This is a genomic window from Anabaena subtropica FACHB-260, assembly GCF_014697105.1.
Lineage (GTDB): Bacteria > Cyanobacteriota > Cyanobacteriia > Cyanobacteriales > Nostocaceae > Trichormus > Trichormus subtropicus.
Window position 1 is genome coordinate 64,583 of record NZ_JACJRF010000003.1, and the last position, 22,179, is coordinate 86,761.

19 protein-coding genes are annotated in these 22,179 nt (G+C 40.3%); 7 read left to right on the top strand and 12 right to left on the bottom strand.

Annotated features, from left to right (window positions below):
• Positions 1–3: 3 nt before the first annotated feature.
• Positions 4–1,815 carry a penicillin-binding protein 2 gene (mrdA, locus tag H6G18_RS02590; protein ID WP_190405520.1) on the bottom strand — a complete coding sequence of 604 codons (1,812 nt, stop codon included), beginning with the start codon at positions 1,813–1,815 and terminating at the stop codon, positions 4–6.
• Positions 1,816–1,985: 170 nt separating this feature from the next.
• Positions 1,986–2,120: a hypothetical protein gene (locus H6G18_RS24925; protein ID WP_277875554.1), complete on the bottom strand. Its 135-nt coding sequence runs from the start codon at positions 2,118–2,120 to the stop codon at positions 1,986–1,988.
• Between the two features lie 121 nt (positions 2,121–2,241).
• Here H6G18_RS24925 and H6G18_RS02595 point away from each other — a divergent pair, with 121 nt between their 5' ends.
• From H6G18_RS02595 to H6G18_RS02610, 4 genes are all read left to right on the top strand, one after another.
• Positions 2,242–3,375 (top strand): ABC transporter ATP-binding protein, encoded by a 1,134-nt coding sequence (locus H6G18_RS02595; protein WP_190405521.1) that lies wholly within the window; start codon positions 2,242–2,244, stop codon positions 3,373–3,375.
• Positions 3,372–4,454 carry a polyamine ABC transporter substrate-binding protein gene (locus H6G18_RS02600; protein ID WP_190405522.1) on the top strand — a complete coding sequence of 361 codons (1,083 nt, stop codon included), beginning with the start codon at positions 3,372–3,374 and terminating at the stop codon, positions 4,452–4,454. The genes H6G18_RS02595 and H6G18_RS02600 overlap by 4 nt, the downstream gene beginning before the upstream one ends.
• Before the next feature lie 66 nt (positions 4,455–4,520).
• The gene (locus tag H6G18_RS02605; RefSeq protein ID WP_190405523.1) at positions 4,521–5,426 is read left to right on the top strand and encodes an ABC transporter permease; all 906 of its coding nucleotides are present in this window, start codon (positions 4,521–4,523) and stop codon (positions 5,424–5,426) included.
• Between the two features lie 366 nt (positions 5,427–5,792).
• Entirely contained in the window at positions 5,793–5,930 is a 138-nt protein-coding gene (locus H6G18_RS02610) for a hypothetical protein (RefSeq protein ID WP_190405524.1), read from the top strand.
• 187 nt (positions 5,931–6,117) lie between these two features.
• Here H6G18_RS02610 and H6G18_RS02615 read toward each other — a convergent pair whose 3' ends face one another.
• Positions 6,118–7,908 carry a pentapeptide repeat-containing protein gene (locus tag H6G18_RS02615; protein WP_242040156.1) on the bottom strand — a complete coding sequence of 597 codons (1,791 nt, stop codon included), beginning with the start codon at positions 7,906–7,908 and terminating at the stop codon, positions 6,118–6,120.
• Positions 7,909–8,433: 525 nt separating this feature from the next.
• On the opposite strand from H6G18_RS02615, the gene H6G18_RS02620 reads away from it, so the two are divergent.
• The gene (locus H6G18_RS02620; protein WP_190405526.1) at positions 8,434–11,457 is read left to right on the top strand and encodes a zinc-dependent metalloprotease; all 3,024 of its coding nucleotides are present in this window, start codon (positions 8,434–8,436) and stop codon (positions 11,455–11,457) included.
• A 56-nt stretch (positions 11,458–11,513) separates the two neighbouring features.
• Here H6G18_RS02620 and H6G18_RS02625 read toward each other — a convergent pair whose 3' ends face one another.
• The 6 genes from H6G18_RS02625 to H6G18_RS02650 all read right to left on the bottom strand — a co-directional run bounded on the left by H6G18_RS02625 (position 11,514) and on the right by H6G18_RS02650 (position 16,966).
• The gene (locus H6G18_RS02625; protein ID WP_190405527.1) at positions 11,514–11,867 is read right to left on the bottom strand and encodes a type II toxin-antitoxin system HicB family antitoxin; all 354 of its coding nucleotides are present in this window, start codon (positions 11,865–11,867) and stop codon (positions 11,514–11,516) included.
• On the bottom strand, positions 11,864–12,118 hold the full coding sequence (locus tag H6G18_RS02630; RefSeq protein WP_190405528.1) for a type II toxin-antitoxin system HicA family toxin: 255 nt from the start codon (positions 12,116–12,118) through the stop codon (positions 11,864–11,866). The genes H6G18_RS02625 and H6G18_RS02630 overlap by 4 nt, the downstream gene beginning before the upstream one ends.
• 287 nt (positions 12,119–12,405) lie before the next feature.
• Positions 12,406–13,143, bottom strand: coding sequence for a DUF1995 family protein (locus tag H6G18_RS02635; protein WP_190405529.1), 738 nt, complete (start codon positions 13,141–13,143; stop codon positions 12,406–12,408).
• A gap of 100 nt (positions 13,144–13,243) precedes the next feature.
• Positions 13,244–15,166: a purple acid phosphatase family protein gene (locus tag H6G18_RS02640; RefSeq protein WP_190405530.1), complete on the bottom strand. Its 1,923-nt coding sequence runs from the start codon at positions 15,164–15,166 to the stop codon at positions 13,244–13,246.
• Positions 15,167–15,392: 226 nt separating this feature from the next.
• Positions 15,393–15,653, bottom strand: coding sequence for a DUF7219 family protein (locus H6G18_RS02645; RefSeq protein WP_190405531.1), 261 nt, complete (start codon positions 15,651–15,653; stop codon positions 15,393–15,395).
• 143 nt (positions 15,654–15,796) lie between these two features.
• The gene (locus tag H6G18_RS02650; RefSeq protein ID WP_190405532.1) at positions 15,797–16,966 is read right to left on the bottom strand and encodes a cysteine desulfurase family protein; all 1,170 of its coding nucleotides are present in this window, start codon (positions 16,964–16,966) and stop codon (positions 15,797–15,799) included.
• Positions 16,967–17,065: 99 nt separating this feature from the next.
• Between H6G18_RS02650 and H6G18_RS02655 the strand changes: the two genes are divergently transcribed.
• Positions 17,066–18,694, top strand: coding sequence for a DUF655 domain-containing protein (locus tag H6G18_RS02655; protein ID WP_190405533.1), 1,629 nt, complete (start codon positions 17,066–17,068; stop codon positions 18,692–18,694).
• A gap of 25 nt (positions 18,695–18,719) precedes the next feature.
• Here the strand turns inward: H6G18_RS02655 and H6G18_RS02660 are convergent, their stop codons facing one another.
• Both H6G18_RS02660 and sfsA read right to left on the bottom strand, forming a co-directional pair.
• On the bottom strand, positions 18,720–19,202 hold the full coding sequence (locus H6G18_RS02660; RefSeq protein ID WP_190405534.1) for a gluconokinase: 483 nt from the start codon (positions 19,200–19,202) through the stop codon (positions 18,720–18,722).
• Between the two features lie 8 nt (positions 19,203–19,210).
• Positions 19,211–19,936: a DNA/RNA nuclease SfsA gene (sfsA, locus tag H6G18_RS02665; protein ID WP_190405535.1), complete on the bottom strand. Its 726-nt coding sequence runs from the start codon at positions 19,934–19,936 to the stop codon at positions 19,211–19,213.
• A gap of 418 nt (positions 19,937–20,354) precedes the next feature.
• Between sfsA and H6G18_RS02670 the strand changes: the two genes are divergently transcribed.
• Positions 20,355–21,023, top strand: a complete 669-nt coding sequence (locus H6G18_RS02670; RefSeq protein ID WP_190405536.1) for a 2OG-Fe dioxygenase family protein — start codon at positions 20,355–20,357, stop codon at positions 21,021–21,023.
• On the opposite strand, the gene H6G18_RS02675 is transcribed toward H6G18_RS02670, so the two are convergent.
• Positions 21,020–22,153 carry a DUF711 family protein gene (locus tag H6G18_RS02675; RefSeq protein WP_190405537.1) on the bottom strand — a complete coding sequence of 378 codons (1,134 nt, stop codon included), beginning with the start codon at positions 22,151–22,153 and terminating at the stop codon, positions 21,020–21,022. The two genes, H6G18_RS02670 and H6G18_RS02675, sit on opposite strands and share 4 nt — an antisense overlap.
• Positions 22,154–22,179 lie beyond the last annotated feature (26 nt).

The following is a 22,179-nucleotide window of genomic DNA, read 5'->3' on the forward strand; positions in this document are numbered from 1 at the left end:
TCATTATTTAACTGGCTTTGGATATTTACCAGGATACTTGCGTTGGAAATAATCTTCCATAACTTTGAGGATCATTGGCGCAGCAACGCTACCACCACCGCCACCGGAATGTTCAGCAAAGGCGACAACGAGAATCTCTGGCTTATCAGCAGGTGCATAAGCACCAAACCAGGCATGATTTTGTTTTACCCTACCCTTCCAAGCTTCAGCCGTACCGCTTTTACCAGCAACAGGGGGAATAGTTGGTTGATTTAAGACTTTTCCCGTACCATCAGAAATTACCTTACGTAGACCTTCACGCAAAAGTTTCATTGTGCTGGGCTTCATTTGTACGAGTTCTCGCCAGCTTTTAGCCTCTTCATTATCTTTGAGCAAATGGGGTTGGACACGGTAGCCACCATTTGCGGGTACAGCAAACATGACAGCAACTTGTAAAGGTGTGGTTAATAAAGCACCTTGACCAATAGACATATTAATTGTGTCGCCTATAGTCCAAGGCATTTTCCAGGCTTTCCGTTTCCATGTTTCATCTGGTACTAGACCTCTGGCTTCTTCCGAAACAAATTCAAAGCCTGTTTTTTTACCAAATCCATATTTGCGTGTCCATTCAATCAAAGTGGGGCCACCGATTCCCCTACCAATTTGATAAAAGAACGTGTCACTACTCCACTGCATCGCCCCGACAAAACCCAAAGGCCCAAACCCTGCATGATTCCACTCACCAAATCTAGTTCCACCAATAGTTAAAGAACCGTAGGTTGGCAGGATTGTGTTGGGAGCAAATTTACCTGATTCTAAACCAGCAGTTTTGGTAACAATTTTGAAGGTACTAGCAGGAGGAAACGCACTTAAAGCACGATTGACTAGAGGATGGTCTTCACCTTGCACAGATTCCCAATCTTTTTGAGTCAGTCTTTGCTTAGAAAAAATATTGGGATCAAAGGTGGGGTGAGACACCATTGCTAAGACAGCGCCATTTTTAGGATCAATGGCAATAATAGTACCATTGCGATCGCCTAAAGCTTTTTCTGCCATCTTTTGGACATCTACATCTATAGTCAACCGGATATCATTACCGGGTTTGGCTTGTTTTTCTCCTAAAACCCGCAGTGGTCTACCAGCTCCATCCACTTCTACTTGCTGACCACCCCACTCACCACGCAATAATTTTTCATAGGCTTTTTCCACACCCATTTGACCAATCACATCACCCAAACGATAACCGTCTTTCCTCCTTTCCTTTAACTGTTCAGGTGTTAATTCCCTTGTGTAACCAAGTACATGAGCCAATTCTCTACCGTGGGGATAATAGCGCACAGCTTCCGTATGTATTTCTACATCTTTCAGTTCGCTTTCATATTCCTTGATGGCTGTAATTTGGGCTTCATCCAAATTCCTAGCGATGCGAATCAGTGAAGAAGAATTAGCGCCAGCCTCTTGTAGTTTCTTTTCGATTTCTTCTTGGGGAATCTCCAAAATCTTAGCTAAACGTGGCCCAACAACCGACCAAGCGGGTTTGGTATGTGCCATCGGCCAAAGATAAATAGACCGAGGATAGCGTGTACTGGCTAAAAGTTTACCATTACGGTCAAAGATATTACCCCGTTCTGGTTGTTTGGGAATCATGCGAACCCGGTTGGACTCGGCTTGCTGCTTGTAACTGGAACCTTCAATGATTTGCAGGTATGCTAAACGCACACTAATTCCAGTCGTCATCAGCAGAGTAAAGAGAATCAAAAATATAGGTTGGGAACCTCTGCCAACAGTTCGTTTATCTTTTTTTCCTAGTAGTTGAGATGGTTGCAATATAGCCATAATGCTTAAATAATTGTTCAGATAAGAATATTTGTATTCAATAAATTATTTAGTGTGATATCCCTTAATAAATCTAGTTATGGCAATTTATTTTAAATCAGTTCTGCACATTCTGAACTAATCTTGCTAGAGTATTATTCCTGTTGTGCGAGTTATCAGTTCTAATTTGGCTATTGGGGTTTAGCATTTTTACCAGCGTAATAATACTGAACTTGACTTTTAGCATCTTTAGCGATGAATGCTAAAAATGCAGGTAACTTGTATATAATTCCCAAACCTTTCTCTAAATCTTCAACTTGTAACAATCTAGTAAGTATATTTATAAACAATTTTTTTAGCAGACTACAATAAACCAAAGACTATAAAGAGTTTGCTGAATCGACTACATTAATACATAAAATCACTGAATATCACGGCATTCTACTGATGAATATGGCTCAAATTGAGACACAAAATCCCAGGGGCATAAAAACGCTGCAACCGCTTGATGTTGAACTACGTAACGTTTTTAAGTTTTTCAACCAAGAACCGGCAGTACACGGAATAGACTTGGATGTCAGACAAGGGGAATTTTTTAGTATTCTTGGTCCCTCTGGTTGTGGTAAGACAACAACACTACGGTTAATTGCGGGATTTGAGCAAGTTGATGCTGGTAAATTATTGATTCAAGGCCAGCCAATGACCAATATTCCCCCTTATCGGCGACCAGTGAATACAGTATTTCAAAGTTATGCTCTATTTAATCACCTCAACGTTTGGGATAATATCGCCTTTGGATTACGTCTGAAAAAATTCCGGAAATCAGAAATAGAAGGTAGGGTGAAAGAGGCTTTAAAGCTGGTAAAAATGGAAAGCTTGCGATCGCGCTTTCCCAGTCAACTCTCTGGTGGTCAACAGCAGCGTGTCGCTTTAGCGAGGGCTTTAGTCAACCGTCCGGCTGTGTTGTTGCTAGATGAACCTTTAGGGGCTTTAGATTTGAAACTACGTAAGGAAATGCAAGTCGAGTTATCGAATTTACATAAAGACCTGGGTTTGACGTTTATCATGGTGACTCATGACCAAGAGGAGGCGTTATCATTAAGCGATCGCATTGCGGTGATGAATCAAGGCAAAATTGAACAAATTGGTACTCCCAGCGAGATTTACGAACGTCCCAAAACAACCTTTGTGGCTGATTTTATTGGTGATACCAATTTATTCAGTGGTGAAATTACTGCATTAGAACCTGAGGTGATGCAAATTGTCACCAAAACTGGACTGACGATTGTAGTAGTACGCAATGAAGATACACCAACAGAATTATTAAAACCAGTAGTTGTTAGTGTACGACCAGAAAAAATTCAACTTTCACTTTATCAACCTAGTTTAGCTAATAATTGCTTTGAAGGCAGACTAGTAAATGTGATGTATTTAGGAACTCATGTTAACTATGTTGTGCAGTTAATTAACGGCATTAATATTAATGTTTTGCAGCCTAATACTTTTGGCAATTTACCAGACCGTGACACACCGATTTATGCTTGGTGGGGAGAAAATGATTGTTTGGCGATCGCTCAATGAAAAATAGAAGAAAATTTTTACAAGGAATTACAGCACTGTCTAGTTTATCTTTAGCCAGTTGCGGTTGGAGATTAGCAGACGTAAGGGCTACTACCGCTTCTGGTCGCAGTGATCAGTTGTATCTTTATACTTGGACACAATATTCTGATCAAGAATTATTGCAAACTTTTAGCGCCCAAACTGGGATGAAGGTGCTTGTAGATGTTTATGATTCTAATGAAGTGATGTTAGCTAAACTTCTAGCTGGAGGGGGTGGTACTTATAGCCTGATTTACCCATCCGATTATATGGTCGAAAAGATGCTAGAAAAAAGCTTATTGATAGAATTGAACACAGACAAATTAGTTGGTTTAGATAATTTATTTCCCCAATTTCAAAACCCTAGTTATGACCCCAAAAATCGCTATAGTATTCCTTTTAATTGGGGAACAACAGGATTAATTTATAATTCTGAAATCCTCAAAGAAGCACCACAAGATTGGGAATATCTCTGGCGTAATCAAAAGTTACTCAATAAGCGCATGACTCTGTTAAATGATGTGCGTGAAGTCATGGGTGCAGTGTTGCGGATGTTGGGTTATTCGTATAATTCACAAAACGAAAACGAAATTAAACAAGCCTATGAACAATTAACTATACTCAAAGAAGCGATCGCTGCTTTTGACACTGATGCGTGGCGCAATCAAATATTAGCTGGTGATTTAACCTTAGCTATGTGTTACTCGGCTGATGCTATCAAAATTATCAAGGAAAATCCTCGACTCAAATATGTTATTCCCCGTAGTGGCTCTTCATTATGGACTGACACAATAGTCATTCCTAAATCTGCACCCAATGTAGATGGGGCTTATGCCTGGATTAACTTTATTTTACAACCAGAAGTAGCAGCGACTACGAGCGAAAGGCTGAAGATTTCTACTCCTAATAGTGCAGCATTTGAACAATTACCAAAACAGATAAAAAATAATGAAAATTTATATCCTCCTTCCTCAATTCTCGAAAAATGTGAACGCATTAGTCCTGTAGGGGAATTTGAGGATGTTTATGAACGTTACTGGACACAATTAACTAGTAGTTAAAACAATTCGCAATTTTCGCAATTCGCAATTACTATCACCTATTACCTATTATCTATTTTTAAAATTGTGACTACAGAAATTCGTGATATTGCCGATAATGCTGCTAAAATTCCGAAATTAAATCGTCCAAGGTTTAATTTCATCCAACCTTTAGTTTTATTAGCACCATCTGGTGTTTGGTTATTACTTTTACTCGTACTACCAACGCTGATAATTTTTCAGTTGAGTTTAGTACCAAATATTAGACCAGGGGATATAGTTAATCCTAGTGGATTTGATAACTATATTCGTATAATTGATCCGCTATATTTGCAAGTAATATGGCGATCGCTATGGTTAGCCCTTGGTACAACTACAATCTGTCTAATTTTGGCTTTCCCGGTTGCGTATTGGATTGCTCAAATTGCACCAAAGCGTTGGCGTAACTTGCTGCTATTGGGCTTTGTCTTACCTTTATGGACTTCTTCCCTACTCCGTTCTTACGCTTGGATAACTATTCTCCGTCCTACGGGTTTATTGAACAGTTTGCTTAGTAGTTTAGGTTTACCCACCGTAGAATTACTTAATCGCACACCAGCCGTTTTAATTGGCATGAGCTATAGCTTACTACCTTACATGGTGTTAATTTTATATGCTTCACTGGAAAAACTGGATAAGCGGTTACTAGAAGCAGCCGCAGATTTGGGTGCAAATCCCATACAAACTTTTTGGAAAGTTACAGTTCCGCAAATATCCCCAGGAATCACAGCTGGTTCTTTGCTTGTCCTCATCACAGCCTTGGGGGATTTTATTGACCCTGAATTACTTGGTGGTGCTTCTAGTATGACGGCGGCGCGGTTAGTTTATAACCAATTTCTCGGCGTTACCCAAAATTGGGGGTTTGGTTCAGCTTTGAGTATGACATTAATTTTGGCTGTGAGTATTGCGATCGCTCTTTTGATTAAGTTTGGAGAAGCTACACCCAAGCAGTAGGGGGGTAAACCGTTGACTATATTTTTAGTTTTAATCTTAAAGTTTTCTCACCCGCGTAGGTGAGTTTTTTTTATTTGTAGTCCTAACGTCTATTCGTCCAAGCTGCTGTTTTATACAAGGTTAAATCAGCATTAAGATTTTTGTCAAAATTAGTTGACTAAGAATGTTAAACATTTCTTTATAGGAAAATAAAAGTTAGGCATTAACAAACATCTTTTTGTAAACTTTTGTTTAGTTTACGGCTAGACAATGGGTTGAAATATATACATTTCTAGCTGCATTAATTTAGAGCAATCTCACCTTTTTAATAACTCAGAGCATCAATTAAAACTGATACTTCCACTAATAAAAAACGGAGATTATAACATGGCACTTCGGAATAACTCAGGTAACAATTTCTGGCAAAATGTGAGACAAGATTCAGTAAGTTGGGGTTCTTTAGCACTTTGGGTTACTGGCTTAGTTGCATTTTTACTAATTTTGACAACCTTTGCTAACGCTTAATGTCTGCTAAATAACCAGATAAATCTTTCAAGAAGTAGGGAATTCTGTTTTTTTCTGGGGACTTCCAGAAAATAAATTATCCAATTTACTCAGATAATATTTTGTTGTCTTCCTCCTGCTATGCCACTGCGCTACCCAGTAATAGGATATTTTTTTAGTTGGAAGTCCCCTGGGTTCCCCCATTCTTTCACCTCAAACCCAACTGTTCCCGCAATGCCTCTGGCATATTCAGTGCTGTCTCCAAACCCCGCACGCCTTCCCATTGCTGCTTTTCTCCCCAGGTCATTTCATCTAGATTGGCTTCACTCAAGTCTGTATCATCAAGAATGGCATAACTGAGATTGGCGCTACTGAGGTCAGCGCCATTCAGCATTGCACCACTCAAGTTACTACCACTGAGGTTGGCGCTATTCAGGTTAGCAAAGCTAAAATCAGTACCCAAAAGTACGGCATCACTGAGGTCTGCACCAGTCAAATCGGCTTCGTTAAAAATACCCCCACTCAAATCGGCATCGCTGAGAACTACACCAGTTAGGTCTACACCACTGAGGTCAGCACCTAAAAACATAGCACCGTTGAGTTTGGCGTAGTTAAGTTTCGCGCCGTTGAGTTTGGCGTAACTCAGGTCAGCAGCAACCAAAATGGCATCACTCAAGTTAGTACTAAAAAGAATGGTGTCACTGAGGTTAGTACCGTTGAGGGTGGCATGGTTGAGGTCAGCACCACTCAGGTCAGCACGACAGAGGTCAGCGCGACTGAGGTCAATATGATTGAGGATGGTATCGCTAAGATTTGCACCAAAGAGAATGGCATTACTCAGATTGGCACGGCAGAGTTCAGCATCTCTGAGGTTTGCACCACTGAGGTTAGCGTAGCAGAGTTCGCTATCGTTGAGTATGGAACTGCTAAGGTCGGCTCGACTGAGGTCAGCACGATGCAAGTTAGCACCGCTCAGGTTCGCACCAGTCAGGTTGGCACTACTGAGGTCGGCTCGACTCAGGTTGGCACCACTGAGATTAACACTGCTGAGGTTGGCATCACCAAAGTTTGCGCCTATCAGGTTAGCGTCTTGAAAATTCGCGCCAGCCAGGTTGGCATCACCAAGGTATGCACCGCTCAGGTTAGCACCGCTAAAATTCACCCCCATGAGGTTGGCATTCCCCAGGTATGCACCGCAAAAGTTACCGCCTCGGAGAAATTCCCCAACGATATTACTAAAGTTGCCAATTTCAATGGCATCACTATAATTAATTATCCGCAGTAGTTGGGAGGTGAAAAAGTTGTCTGTATCTGGTGGGGATGAGGGATAAAAGTTGATTTGTTGCCGCAGTTCTGCTTGCTCTTGGGCGTAGCGATGTAGCTCTAATAATAAAATCAAGACATTAAGCCCGGTGTAAATATCAACTTGCCTCAGTCCGATGCCGTTCCCCCCACCGTAGGCGATGACCGACCGTCGGTCGGAGACCATTGCTTGATTCTGTGTTATCATTTCGAGCGATTTTCTCTGAGGTAAGTTCTCGCTTGGTGGCGCATCAATAAATTCTCCCCGACACCAACGTTGATAAAAATCTTCTAGGCGGTGAAATAACTGTACTGGTCGAAATTGTCTTTCAGTGATGAGTAATGCTATGACTTTTTCAACTATTTCTAGAGTCAATGCACCATTGCCTAGTAAATCATAAATTTCTTCATGGAGTTGGCGATGGTCTACGCCCCACTGTAGGTCATCACTAGTCGGAAATTCCTCACTACTATCATTTATTGTCCATGCCTCTAAACTTATTTGCAATCTCTGACATAAAATTTCTTTCTGTACATTAGCTTGAGAAAAATTTACATTTTTATCTAATTTTCGTTCATGTTTTCCCAGAGATAAAAATGAGTGACTATCTACATACTTTGTTATGGGTCTATCTTTTGACCTTGTCCCCCGAACATAATTCTGCAATAGCTTCCAAACTTGAGGTAATTGTGACATTTTTTTATCCATTAATAATAATTACCAACTTTGAAATATATAAAAAATCCCCATGCTTGGGGTGCTGTCATCAAATAAAATTACAGTATAAAATAAATCCTAGTATTTAAGCTTAAAGTTACATCAACAACACCTGACATAAGGAATCAACAGCATTTTTGTCCATAAACAACTTGATATCTTAGGTGATATGTAGGTATGATTTCCCAAAAATCGGTAGAAATGAGCTATTTTAAACAAATAATTCTATTTTTACAAATATAACTCACTAAACTGATATAAAAATGATACGTACTGTTTGCTACAAAGATGATTGTTAGAAAAATACTACAACAAACCAGCGCAAAAAATCTAGAAAATGCTCTTGATAATTGAACTGAAAAGCTGAAATCTTGCTATCAATTAGTTTTAATTATTTTAAAGTGAGCCAATTAGATTATGTCAGTGGTCAGTAGCAAAGACAAAACAACTGACACGCATAGCATAGAAAAAATTAATTAGTGATAGTTATCAGGGATAGACTAAATGAAAACATTAAGCTTTTATATAATTTTTTTACATGGTTTGTTTTTAGGAATAGCAACAGCTAACGCCAAGTTATCATCTGGAAATATAGTCAATAAAACTTTACATGAGCAGCCAAACACAGTTATAGCAGCCAAACTTCAGGAAGAAAACAAAGTTCCACAGCCCCACATCCCAACACCCCAACATCCTTATACCTTTTTCTCCTCACCTACTATCAAGCAACTACATCAACCTTTGGTACAAAAGCCAGCACAAGTTTGGGTAATTAATCAAAACCAACAGGTCAAAGACCAACCATTTATTTGGGTGGTTAATGATACTAAAAAGGCAGCGCAGCAACCATTTTTAGAAGTTGGCAAATCTACAAATAAATCAGATAAAAAACCTGTTCCGACATCTAAGCCAGAAAAGAAAGATGAACTGGAAGCATTTGATGAAGTTGTTAAAGATACAGAAAAACTAAATGGTCTATTTACTCTATATCGCCATAAAGAAAAAAATAAAATATATCTAGAAGTGAAACCAGAACAACTAAATAAAAATTATTTAGCTACAGCAACCCTAGAATCTGGTATCGGCGAACAAGGGATTTATAGTGGTTTACCTTTACAAGACTTTTTATTTTATTTTCAAAGAGTAGACAAAAAGATATCTTTTGTGGTGCGTAACGTCAATTTTCGCACAAGGGAAGGAGATCCACAAGCGCGATCGCTTGCCCGGTCGTTTAGTGATTCCGTTCTCTACTCTGTGGAAATCAAAAGCATTCATCCGCAAAGAAAAACCTTGTTAATTGATTTGGGTGATTTGCTGCTGTCAGACCTAGCCGGATTATCTTTGTTTACAGGGTTGACCGCAAATAAAGACCAATCATATTTTGGGAATGCCCAAGCCTTTCCTCAAAACTTAGAAATTGAGTCAGTATTGAATTTTTCCAGTAGTGGTGCTAACACTGGCAACAATACACTTTACGGTTTGACTTCTGTAGCTGACAGTCGTGGTTTCACCTTGCGGGTTCACTACAGTCTCTCCCAACTACCAGAAAATAATTATCGTCCACGTATAGCTGATGAACGGGTTGGTTACTTTATCACCGCTTACCAAGATTTATCTAAAGATGATCGCAATGATCCCTTTGTCCGCTACATCAATCGCTGGCATTTAGAAAAAAAAGATCCAAATTTACCCATATCTCGTCCTAAAAAACCCATTGTATTCTGGATTGATAATGCCGTACCGCTACAGTACCGCGAAGCTATCAGAGAAGGGGTACTTATGTGGAACAAGGCTTTTCTCAAAGCTGGATTTATCGATGCGATTGAAGCTAGACAAATGCCAGACAACGCTACATGGAATCCAGCTGACATCCGCTACAACACAATTCGCTGGATTAACACCGTCGATGGTTATTTTGCAATGGGGCCATCTCGCGTGAATCCTTTAACTGGGGAAATTTTGGACGCAGACATCTTAGTGGATGCCAGCCTTGTCCGTTTACTCAAGAGTAGGTACAGCACGCTTGTGGAACCAAGTCAACTCAACACCAGGACTTCTTTATCAGAATTAATGCGGAATCACCGATTGTGTAACAACGGTTTAGCCGCTAAAACAAACAACACTACTCAGCAAAAACCCACAGAAACAAATGGTGTTTTGCAGCGATTATCCAAACTAGCCAGTGATTATGATTTATGCTACGGCATGGAAGCCGCTAACCAATTTGCTTTTGGTGCAATGGCGATGTCACTTTTACAAAACACAATACCTACTCAAGAACAATTACAACGATATATTCATGAATATTTGCGTCTAATTATTGCCCATGAAGTCGGACATACCCTGGGTTTGCGTCACAACTTCCGTGGTAGTACGCTGCTGTCACCAGAAGAGATGAACAATCAGGAAATCAGCCGTACCAAAGGCTTAACTAGTTCGGTGATGGACTACATTCCGCCGAATATTGCCCCCCAAGGTACAAAACAGGGAGACTATTTTCCCGATATGGTGGGGTCTTATGATGAATGGGCAATTGAATATGGTTATACACAGACTAACGCCACAACTCCCATAGCGGAAAAGCCAATTTTACAGGAAATTGCCAGTCAATCTTATAAGCCGGAATTGAGTTATTCCCCCGATGAGGATATGTATGACCTAGATCCTACCGCCGATGCTTGGGATCATAGTAGTAACGTCCTGGTTTATTCCCAGTCGCAATTAAATAATTCACGGTTGATGTGGGAAAGTCTAAATAAACGTTTCCCCATGCCTGGCGAAAGTTATAGTGATTTAAGCGATCGCTTTAGCTCAGTTCTCAGTAACTATTTTCAGAATATCTTCTACACAACAAAATACGTTGGTGGGCAGTCTTTTTACCGCCTCCACGCCAGGGACATCTCATCTACTAAGTTACGCCAAAACCGCTTACCATTTGAGCCAGTGCCGGTAGAACAACAACGAGAAGCACTCAAAACACTACAAAAGTATATCTTTGCTGAGGATGCCCTGAATTTTTCCCCAGACCTACTGAATAAATTAGCACCTTCTCGTTGGTATCACTGGGGGAGTTTTCCCCAGGTTGGACGCTTAGATTATCCCATTCATGACTTGATATTATTTCTGCAAGGTGCTGTATTACGGGAATTGCTGTCGGGCGATCGCCTTAGTCGGCTCAAAGATATCGAACTCAAGAGCTTACCCGAAAAATCACTACCATTGCCAGAACTATTTGATACTTTGCAAACTGGAGTTTGGACAGAAGTCCTCAAACCAAAAACTGGGGAATTGAAAATTACCAGCCTCCGGCGCGGCTTACAACGGGAATATTTGGATATCTTGATTGGTATGGTATTGCGGCGGCAATACGTCCCAGAAGATGCTCGTTCGCTAGCCTGGTATAAACTCAAACAATTAAATGAAAAACTCAAGTCAGTCAATACCAACGATGAATATACCAAAGCTCATTTACTAGAAACTAGCGATCGCATTGAGAAAGCCTTAAATGCCCCATTGCAGGCAAATTAGCAGAGTATGGAGAATGAAACAGGTAAATATCAACACTGTTTCATATCTCCAAATCCTCAAGCATTTTCCCATGATTCCCCCTTCAGATAACGCTCCAGTGCATCTGTTACTAACTTATTGAGATTCACTCCTCGTTGTTGGGCAAATAACGCTGCTTGACGATGAAGTTGGCTACCTACACGCACATTAAAACTACCCTTAAACGGCTTCTCTGGTTCCATACCTTTTTCTTCACAAAGAGCCAAATAATCATCAATTGCTTCTTCAAAACTAGACCGCAGACTAGTCACATCTTCCCCCTCGAAACTGATTAAACTGCGGATATATTCCACTTGTCCGTAGAATATTTTATCTTCATCGCTATAGTGAATAGACCCAAAATAATCTTTGTATTGCATCATGTTATTCATAGCAATTCTTCTCCTTGGAGAATCTCAATAATCTGTTCAATCTGATATCGTTTAAGAATATTTTGAGGATGTGGTTTGTGTAACGTTATAATCACACCCGCATCATTGAGAAAACGCCGTCGAGAACCTCCTGTCTTACCCGTGCTGACTTCCTCAAAACCAAACCCAAAAAGCAAGCTGACTAACTCCTCCCAGGTGAAATCCTTGGGAAGACTGAGAAACCGCTTAATTAATTTCTCTCTGCGGGTCATGAAAACTCCAGACTACTTAACGTCAGTTCGGGTTAAGACGATTTAGCTGCTAGTTGTACGAAAAAATAGGAGTTTCAGCCAACGACAGAATCATGGTTTCAGCTTATCCCGAACTTAGGTTACTTACTTACATTATCTGCTCTCAAAGACTTTTTGCAACTAAAATTAGTTACATGACCCTATTCAGATTAATGATAGAGTTAACTGGAAAACAGTAATTTTAGTCATTCAAAGACTGGTAATAGGTAATAGGTGAAAATTTTTTCTCAATTACCTATTACCCTAAATTAACGACTCAATGCTTTCATAAAACGTTGCAAACTTTTGAATACACTGGGTTTTCTTACCGGTGCAGCCTCTACCCCTGCTACTTGCGGTTGTCCTTTCATCAGAATTAAATCGATTTCATCACCTGAGGGCTTTTTGGGTAAATCGGCAATTTTCGCCCAATTACCATCATTTTCCACCCAAATTTCCCACTCCCCAGGATAGGAACGGAATAAAGCCGTTTCATCATCAATAGGACGTAGGTAGTAGCAGGATTGAATGGTACTCAAGAAACGCTGGCGGGTTTGTCTAGCTGTATAACCAATACCTACAGTACCGGCATCTTCTAAGCGGGGGTTTAAAAAAATGATTGGGCGATCGCCTATTATTTCACAAATTTTTTCTAACTGGGGTACTTCAACAGAAGTGGGGGAGATAAACAGGAAAATTTCATCTTCTGGTTGAATTTTCGATTCAATAGATGCAATCCTTCCCGTACCAATATCTAAAATTTGAAAAGGCGCGTCAGCCCAATCACGTCTGGCTAAAGCAGCCGCACCAGCATCAGCAAAGAAGATTTTCAAGCGAGACTCATATTCTGTCAACAAAGGCAGAAATTGTTCTGCTACCGGCATAAACTTGAGTTCTGGAAACAACAACTCAACTTGGATGCGGTTACAACCGTCTGCTAAAGCGGCTTTGGTGGCTTCACGGGATTGAGCGATCGCATCTTCTAAACTGTTGGGAAGTTCAGGCATAATATATTTGTCTCTCAAGCATTTACTTCTATTGTTTCAGTTTATGAAAAATAGAGACTGGGTAAAACTCAAGAGATCAAATTATATCCAGCCGGAAGCTTCAGTTTTTCTGTTTGCGTAATTTCATACCTAGACTACCCAAACCAAAAGCCAAGAAGCCGAAAATTGCACTTGGTTCAGGAACTGATTGGAAAATCCGTCCATTGCTATCTACAAACAGAGTAATCCCATCATTGTAAGTACGGCGCTCAGTACGCACTAGATTATAGTTTTCGTCAAGAATGGGAAAACTATACACAGGTGTCAGCGTCACCTTGGCATATTGGTTATTTCTACCACCAAGCCGTTCTAAATTAACTTCAAGATGTCCGTAGTGTTTACCACCATCGATTAATTGCAGCCCACCTGCCATTTCTTGCCAAAATTCGCCTTCACTTTGGTCGGCTGTCCATTGGCTAAAGCTGTTGTAGTTCAAGAGAGGATCGCTCAAGCTAGAACCAGCGCGTTTCTCGCCCCGTAATCCATCACCCGCTACACCCACATCATAGTAATGTACGCCAATACCATCGCCGTTTTCATCTACAAAACTGCGCTCGAACATTTCACTGTGACCAGATAAAACTGCCAAAACACCATACTGCTCAAACATATTATGGTATTGGCGCATTGGTGTACCGCCCTGACCTGTTGAGAGATTATGGTTCATTGGTTGCCCATGTTCACCACTACTGTATGGTGCGTGATGAAACTGCACGAAAATCATTTGACCTTTAGCTCGTGCATCTGCTAATTGCGCCTCTGCCCAATTCCATTGGGGGCTACCAGGGTTGAAATCTGCCAAGTCAGTACCGCCAGCCGCTTCATACTGTTCCCGTGTATAGTTCTCTTGGGTATCAGTTCCCGTGCCTGTATAATCTTGTCCACTGATTCTCGGTGGTTGTCCTTCGCCACCGTAGTTGCTGCGACGATCATCGGGTTCACCATTGGAACTATCGAGGGTAATGATAGTGATGGGGCCGTAGTCGATACGATAGTAATTATCCTGATGCTCTGGTGTACCGTTATCAGGCGCATCAAAATATACGTGATATTTATCGCGGCCAAATTTCGGGCCAAAACGTCCATCAGCATCAGTACCATAACCACCATTGAGAGCGCCAAAGTTCTCCCAATTACCGAGGGCTGGTAGGATTGGGTATTGTGACAGCCCACTGTCAAATTCACCGGCATTGTGGCGGAAAAATTCGTCCCAACCCGGCTGATAACCACCGCCTTGTACCAAATCGCCGGGCATCATCAGGAAGTCAGGATTGCGGCTATTGACGATCGCTAAATTATTCTGGTAGCCTTCATTCTCAGTTAAGGCATAGCGTAAGGTCTGTGAACCACCTGAGCCGGAAGTGCCGAAGGTGTCTGCCCACTGGCTACCAATGAGGTCAGGGCGTGGTGCTGAACCTGGAGCCAATGCGCCTGGTTGCCATTCACGACGGGTAGAGCGTCCCAATGGCTCGGTTTCGCTATCAGACATGGCAATAAAGCGGATGCTGTCCCAGTTGTCTCTAGTAGGGGCGGTTTTAAAGAATGAATTAAAAACACTCGACCCTTGGGACACCGTATATTGATATGTTGTGCCTGGTTGCAAACCACGCACATCTACTGTGTGTTTGTAGTTATTATCACTGCGTAACCAAGAACCTGGAGATAGACCAGCAATATTTTGATTCTTCTCAGCGTTGGTATATGCAAGTACTGACTGATACGCAGGTGTGCTAGTAAAGGTGAGGGGATTGGTTAGACCAGTGCCAGTAATTGAGAGGATACCGGGTGTGTCTTCCTCTGTAAACCAAGTGAAATACATACCTTCGCTGGAAGGCTGCTGTAGATAGGGATTGACGCGAAAGGAGGATGCAGTGGCTGAAGAGCTTGTTGCCATAATCAATCCAGTGGTGAGGGTCATGGCCGCCAAAGGCCGGGCGTAACCCATCGCTGTTTGCTGCAAGCGCAACTGGTTGAGGATAGACATGAATTGTAACTCCGTTGGGTTTCCTAGTCTTTCTGCTCTGGACTGAAGCTATTGAGTTCTTATCGTTCTCAAGTGAAGACTAGGTTAAGCTCCCCATACCCCTAGTTTAAGGAATTATGGGAGAGCTTGAGCCAATGGAGCGACGATGCTCCGCCCCGCCTTTGGCGATCGCCTATTCACAGCTAATTTTGGTGGTAACATTTCTCTATCAGTAACAACCTTATCTTCAAGGTGACATTGGTGGGTCATTACTAATCAAGAGTGCTTTTTTACTGCGCTGCAATTGTTTCCAAAGGGACTTAATTTGTTTGCAAGCTTCATCAGGAGAAAGTTTACCGGATGTTTCCAGCGCTGTGATATAGCCAATTTTGTGAGAAAATTCCTGCAAATTAGCATTAAATATGAGATTTTCTACTTTCACCTGACCGTAGTAACGACTGCGAGGGGAAAAAAAGTTGTTTTTGTCGTTCCGATTAGGCTGTACCATAACTCTACCCCCCTTTTTAGGGCTGTTTTTGACTAGCCTTGTTAGGCTTAGATAGATATTATTCCCAGTCCTAATTCCTAAATTACTATCAAACTCAGATTTCAGATACAAAACTTTGATTTTGCTCACAAGAGAGTCAATCGTTATCGCTGAACCAAAGATAAATCTGGTGTCAATCTCTGCAAAACTTGCTTTAATACCATCGCCGTCCAATCAATATCTGCTTCTGTCGTATCACGTCCCAAGGTCAATCGGATTCCCCCCAAGGCGGCTTTTTCAGCGTAACCCATAGCTAACAATATAGGGCTGGGGCTAAGTTTACCACTGTGACAAGCTGCGCCAGCACTAATACCAATACCTGCAAGGTTTAATTGTCGTACCAGTGTTTTACCACTGAGTTTTTCGCCGTCGGCTTGTTCGAGATAGAAACTCACATGATGGGGTAGACGATTTTCCCTATCGCCTGTGGGGATTAAACCAGGGACATCTGCTAACTGGGAAAACAAGCGATCGCGTAATTTAATTAAACGTGGTATTTCTATAGATAATTCCTCGGCGGCGAGTCCGGCGGCGACACCAAAACCGGCGATGATTGGTACTGCTTGCGTACCAGAACGTAACCCCCTTTCTTGTCCACCACCACTCAACAAAGGCATCAATTCCACGCCAGGACGAATATACAGCGCCCCTACACCTTGTGGCCCATATAGTTTATGACTAGAAAGGCTGAGTAAATCCACAGGTAGTTGCTGTACATCTATCGGTAAACGTCCCACCGCTTGTACTGCATCTGTATGGAATAAAGCCCCATGTTGTTGAACAATCTTACCTAACTCTGCAATTGGTTGGACTGTGCCAATCTCACTTTGACCGTAAATGATAGAAACTAAAACAGTATTATGTTGCAACGCCGCTTTTAAATCTTGGGGATTGACTCTCCCTGTGTTATCTACACCCAAGCGGGTTACTTCCCAACCCCATGTTTCGAGTAAGTTTGCAGGTTCGGTGACAGCCGAATGTTCCACACTGGAAATAATAATATGTTGCGGCACATTTTGCTTTCTGACAACACCCATAATTGCTAGATTGTCAGCTTCCGTACCGCCAGAGGTAAAGATAATAGATTCTGGATTGGCAGCATTAATTAACTCTGCTACCTGCACCCTAGCTTGTTCTACAATAGTGGCTGCTCGTTGTCCCCACTCGTGTAAGCTAGAAGGGTTGCCCCATTGTTGGGTGAAGACTCCTTGCATAGCTGCGATCGCTTCTGGACGTGTGGGAGTAGTAGCACTGTAATCTAGATATATTTGCATATTATTGTCTATATTTTTGTGCTTTTGTGGATAATTTTTAGTAGGAAAATTTGGGCAATATAAATCTGTTAACTCCCAATTCACTTTTAGCAGATTACCGTGCAGATTTTTTCACCATTAAGAAAATTTTTGGTCTTCTTTTTAATAGTGGCGATCGCTGCTTGTCAAAAAGTCCAATCTCACAATAATCGTCCTGCTCCTTTACCGCAAGACCCATTTGTGAAAGTTTACTTTAATCATTCCGAATCCTCAGAATATCGAGAACCATACCGTCAGCAAACTCGACTAGGGGATAACTTAGAACAGCAAATTATTGACGCTATTTCTCAAGCCAAATCTACTATAGATGTAGCAGTACAAGAATTGCGTTTACCCAGAATTGCCCAAGCCCTCGAAGAAAGACAAAAAGCAGGTATTAGAGTCAGAGTAATTTTAGAAAATAACTATAACCGTTCTTTGAGTAACTTAACACCAGATGAAGTTAAGAAATTAGAGCCTAGAGAAAAAGCCCGGTATCAAGAATACTTTAAATTTGTAGACCAAAACCAAGATAATAAACTCAGCCCAGAGGAAATAAATCAAACAGACGCACTGGTAATTTTACAAAATGCCAAAATCCCTTTAATAGATGACCAAGCTGATGGTTCAGCAGGTAGTAAATTGATGCACCATAAGTTTGTGATTGTGGACAATCGAATAGTAATTATCACTTCCGCTAATTTCACCTTAAGTGACATTTTTGGTGATTTTACAAATGCTGATAGTTTAGGTAATGCGAATAATTTATTATATATAGATAGTCCAGAATTAGCGGTTTTATTCACAGAAGAATTTAATCTTATGTGGGGTGATGGCCCTGGAGGTAAACCAGACAGTAAATTTGGTTTAAATAAACCCCTGCGTTCTCCCCAAAACATTATCTTGGGTGACAACAAAATAACTGTAAATTTTTCCCCCACTTCACCCACTTTACCTTGGAATCAAAGTAGTAATGGCTTAATTGATAAAACCTTAAATTCAGCTAACAAATCCATTAATATGGCGTTGTTTGTTTTTTCAGAACAGCGTCTTGCTAATACTCTAGAAAAACGCCATCAACAAGGAGTTTCCATCCGCGCCTTGATTGATAAACAATTCGCTTATCGTTATTACAGCGAGGCTTTAGATATGATGGGAATTGCCTTGAGCAATAAATGTCAATATGAACTTAACAATCGACCTTGGTCTAATCCGGTGACTACGGTAGGCGTACCTACTTTATCACCTGGCGACTTACTACACCATAAATTTGCACTTATCGATAATCAAATAGTAATTACAGGTTCTCATAACTGGTCTGATGCAGCTAATAATGGCAATGATGAGACTTTAATAGTCATTGATAACTCTAGAATTTCTGCTCATTACGAACGCGAATTTTCTCGTCTTTATGCTAAAGCTCAAGTAGGTGTACCTGCAAAAGCACAAGCACAAATTAAGCAAGAACAAAAAGAGTGTAATCAAATCAAAACTCTTACTTCTGGTGAACTAATTCCAACTCAAATAGTCAATATAAACACAGCAACATTAACAGAATTAGAAACTTTACCTGGTGTAGGTAAAAAATTAGCCCAAAGAATTATCACTGCCCGTCAGCAACAAAAAATCACATCATCCAAAGACTTGGATAAAATACCAGGAATTAGTAACAGAATGATAGACAAATGGCAAGGACGCATTCAATTTTAATAAATTTACCAGTACATCATCTTTCTTAAATACCGATAACTTTTCTAATAACTTCGACAATAACTTGAGGTGACTGGGAAATATCTACAAGTATGACATTATCCGGCTCCTCAAGAGAGGCAAATTGACTTGTCAATAAATCTATATTCATAAAGTGATTTTCCCGCTTTTGCAACCGTGTTTGAATAAGTTCAAACGTCCCTTGCAGATAAACTAGTTTAACATCGCTATCTAAAACTAAAAATTGCCGATAACTGGCTTTGAGTGCAGAACAAGCTAAAACAACATTTCTCTTTTCTTGCAGCCAATTTGTAATAGCTATTTGCAAACTTTGTAACCAAGGTATTCTGTCGTTATCATCCAGAGGAATACCACGCCGCATTTTCTCAATATTGTCTGGTGAGTGGAAACTGTCAGCATCATGAAAATCCCAGTGTAGAGATTCCGCCAACATTTTGCCGATGGTTGTTTTACCAGAACCAGATACACCCATGACGATAATAATCATTGATGAAATTAAATTACCAACTTTGCTAAACCTAGATAACGGATGCCTTCTGGGGTAACATCAAAACGGCAAGGTAAGACTTCTAAACCTAAAGCGATCGCTTCTCGTAACAACTTACCATATATAGGATCTGTGCTGTCACCAGGGGCAAACTCTGTACAATCACCACGGTTAATAAAATACAGCATCACTCCCCGCATTTGGGGTAATAGCGCCATTAATTCTCGTAAATGCTTCTGTCCTCTTGTGGTTTCTGTGTCTGGGAATAATGCTAAAGTTCCTTTTGCCCAAGTTGTATTTTTGACTTCTAAATAAATTGGGCGTTCCGTGTCGTTTCCTGTCAAGAAGAAATCCACACGACTTTTTTTATCTACCCCGTAGACTACCTCACCTTTGACATGGTCATAATTACCCAACTCTGGAAACAGGTATTTTGCTAAAGCTAACTTGATTATCTGATTTGGTAAAGCTGTGTTTACGCCTACCCAAGTCGGTTGGTTATCGTTTACTTGAATTAGTTCTAAAGTATAAGCCAGTTTACGCTTAGGATTGGTACTTTGAGAAAGTTGTACCGCACTACCAAGAGTTGAGACTCCAGTCATTGGCCCTGTATTGGGACAGTGTGCTGTTACTACTTCACCAGAAGTTAGTTGTACATCAGCAAAAAAGCGCTTGTAGCGCTTTAGCAGAATACCAGGATATAGGGGTGGGTAACGGTAGAGCCAATCAATCATTATGTCAAGGGAGTAATCAATTCAAAATTCCCAAACTCTTGGATATGAGTTAGGAGAAGACCTTTATTTCTTTCTCAGTTTAGCCAATATAGACCTAAGGGAACACCAAAAAATAAATTATTCCAAATTGACGGTTAGTTAGTAGGGTGCGTCAGTGCGGGAAAACTTAGCCGTACCAAGAAACTATTCATACTGACGCACCCTACCTACTTGGATATTTTTTTATCTGGAAGTTCCTAAGCATACTCCATAAATATTTTTGGCAGATTTTCAGGATAAATTTTGTCACGTCTTTATCACAATTTGTCAATTTCTGTAGTCAAATTGACGACATTTTAATAAAAAGAAGCATATACTCGGTGTTATAAGCCTCCCGTAAAAAAATGGGAGGGTTGCAACCTGCAAGGAGGAAAATCCTATGCAAACAGTCGGGGGAATGACGGAATTAGAATATGCCTTTTTATTTGCTCTCAAAAAGGTAAATTCACTAGAATTAGGAGATTTTCAGCCATTTTATAATAATTTACCAGTTGATCCTTATATTAAAGGTAACTATCGGCGAAGAAGATTATCTCGGTTCATAGTTACAGGGAATCAGTTGATTAAATTACCTCATGGTTATCTGTTTCAAAGTAAAGATTACAATCCATTATTAGGAGATGTTAAAAGAGAGTTTGCAGAATTAGATGATGCACTCATAGAACTTGATAGTTTTAGAAGTTTAGTTTTAGCATTTAGCGATTCTTGTAAACTCCATCCAGAAGCAGAAATCGGAGTACATCAAATCAGAACTACTTGTTCTCCTGAAAGTTTTGGCAATCCTGCACCTGAGGGTATCCATCAAGATGGTACAGATTTTATCGGTATCTTTTCTGTTGATAGAGACAATATTCAAGGTGGAGAAACTCATTTATATACTGCTAAAAAAGAGAAGCCTGTATTGAGTAAAATTCTCTACCCTGGAGAATTATTATTAGTCAATGATCATGATTTTTATCATTTCACAACACCGATAAAACCGCAGATTGCAACTCAAGGAATTAGGGACGTTTTTGTATTGACTTCTCCTAGTTTGTTGACGGATTAGTTAACTGAGAATATTTGACAATCTACGAGATAGGGGGAATTGAATGTTGTCATTTCCCCTGCTTTTTTATCAGGAATGGGGAATAATCTGGCTGATAAAGGTTTATTGAGTTTAAAGGCTAAAGTTGCCATATCACTTAAAATAGCTGCTATTTTTTCGATGGTAATGTCACCAGGAATGGGTATGGTATCTAAACCGCAACCACAAACTGCTGAATATAACAATAAGTTAGTAATATCATAAGTTTTTTCATTAGCTCTCGTCGCTAAACCGATATCTTCACACACTGGTAACATTAATCCAGAATAGCCACAATTTTTGGCTGATATGTTTTTTAAAACTCGTGTCAGCATTCCCGAAATTGCTAGAGTACCTGGATTGCCAAACTTTCCATCTAGCAATTTTTCATAGGCGAAAGCAATACTATTTTTTTGATCTAAAGATGGTGTCAGAGATGTATCTATGCCATGAAATTCTATCATAAATTGAGCCGATATTTGTTCAGCGATCGCCTCTATTTTTCTAACTTCTATTGCTAAGATTTTTTGTAGTTTGTTTTCAACATCTTGTAAATCACTGGCTTGAGAGAATACCTGCATCACTAAGTCGCCCAACTCTAAACCAATGCTAAAAGATGTTGCACCTGCATGATAAGATGTGGGGAAAAATGGGATACCTGATTGGCAGTTAGCCCAAGTACAAAAACGAAAATTACCATAACCATTTTCGCTTTCTTGAGAGATGCGTTTAATAGCTTGTGCCGATTCTGTGATATTTTCTAAATTACTCTTAATTTTACTTGAACAGTAAATTACAGATGTATGTTTGTTGATATCAGGAATCATTTCGATAGTTTCTGGGGTACTAGCATAGCCAATATTAAAAAAGCTGACATTCAAGCTTTGACATAATTCTTCTAAAGCTTGCGTTTCTTTAAGAATTGCACCCAGAGATAAACCAGCTAAATATTCTTCCCAAGTATTCGTACTAATTCTTGTTGTCTGCACTTCATAGCCATGTTCTGCAAAAATCATTTGGGCTTTTTCATTAAAATTAGCAACCATTTTGATTTTGCTTGTTTCTTTTGGCGAATCAAGTGATATACCAGTAGTGATAGTTCTAATTTTCATAGTTCTGCCATCGGCAAGGTGGGAAT